This window comes from Enterococcus italicus DSM 15952 (genome assembly GCF_000185365.1).
Classification (GTDB): Bacteria; Bacillota; Bacilli; order Lactobacillales; family Enterococcaceae; genus Enterococcus_G; species Enterococcus_G italicus.
This window is the reverse complement of record NZ_GL622255.1, coordinates 1-1,343: the sequence shown is the minus strand read 5'-3', so window position 1 is coordinate 1,343 and position 1,343 is coordinate 1. Positions and strand designations below refer to the sequence as shown.

Genomic DNA, 1,343 nt, shown 5'->3' with positions numbered 1-1,343 from the left:
GATAAATTGCAAGTACAAGTTAGCCACCTAGCGAAATAAAGCATGTTATTGATAAAGCTTCGTGCTGATTGACATTGAGCGTGGTGTGTTAGTCTGAACTGGACAGGCTGGCTCATGCCAGGCTTCCCAGACAGTGAACACACCGCGAGAGGCTCGATGTCAATCAGCTAATAGACTAGCGGTTTCATCAAGGAAAGCTTGCCTTGGTGTTTTATAACCTAAGACTTTCCTTGGTAATTGATTCATCCAATTTTCAATACGTTTCATATGCACACGAGAGACGTGGCGTATCGTGCTCCCTTTCGGGATAAAACGCCGAATCAACCCATTGTGTCTTTCGTTGGTCCCACGTTCCCATGAAGAATAAGGGTGCGTAAAATAGACATCAACGATGCCGTCAAGACACGTGGATAATGTTGAGAATTCAACGCCATTATCAGAAGTAATTGTTTTAAATATATCCTTAAAGAAATGTCCAAATTGCTCTTGAAGATTCTCAATGCCAGATTGAACCGCCAAGGCATTTTTCCCTTCAATTTTTTGAATGATTTCAAACCGTGTTTTTCGTTCAGTCAACGTTAGCAGTACTTGATCCTGTCCAGATTTAAGCCCAACGACAGTGTCGATTTCCCAGTGGCCAAACGTTTCTCTAGCAGTCACACAGTCTGGGCGGAAATCAATTGAATTACCTAGAAACGTCTTGTTCTTTCTAATTTTTGTTGATTTCGTTTTTCTTCGTACTTTCAAGACAAGATCAATGTTTTGGGTTTCCATAAATCCTTTGTCAATCCAGTTATACAAGGTCTTTGTGCAAGGAATCCTTTTTTCTGGAAACAAGTTCGCTACTTTCGCAGTGCCAACCACACTATCTGGTGATTGATGCAATCGTAAAATTTGATCATCCGCATAGGCAATGAAGTCAGTTGACTCGACCCAAAGGTAGGTTCTGCCAGAATTCAATCGCGCAGTATCATAAGCTGCTTGCCCAACTTCAGGAGAATATTCAGTCTTGCGATAATCATATTGTTTTGTGCCATGTATTTGACGTTGTTTGATGACATCGACAGTTCCATCTTTGATTTCATTATGGATCGTTTGAGGAGCTCGCCCCAACTCTTTCGCGATTGCTCGATTGGACAGTCCCGATTTGTTCTTCAAATAAGCGATAAATTGTCGTTCATCAAATGATAGGTGTTTTCCTTTCCGGGATTGTGTGGTATGTTCAGTATGCGTCATAGCGAAAATCTCCTTATTGATTGTGTTGGAACTTCAATAATACACGATTTTTCGCTATGACGTTTTTTTATTGTCTGAAAGTGGCTAAGTTCATCTTACAATGAACC

At 40.8% G+C, this 1,343-nt stretch carries 1 protein-coding gene; it reads right to left on the bottom strand.

The features are described 5' to 3' along the window. Nucleotides 1-159 precede the first annotated feature (159 nt). Nucleotides 160-1,236, bottom strand: a complete 1,077-nt coding sequence (locus HMPREF9088_RS11085; RefSeq protein ID WP_007209348.1) for an IS30 family transposase — start codon at nt 1,234-1,236, stop codon at nt 160-162. Nucleotides 1,237-1,343: the final 107 nt, after the last annotated feature.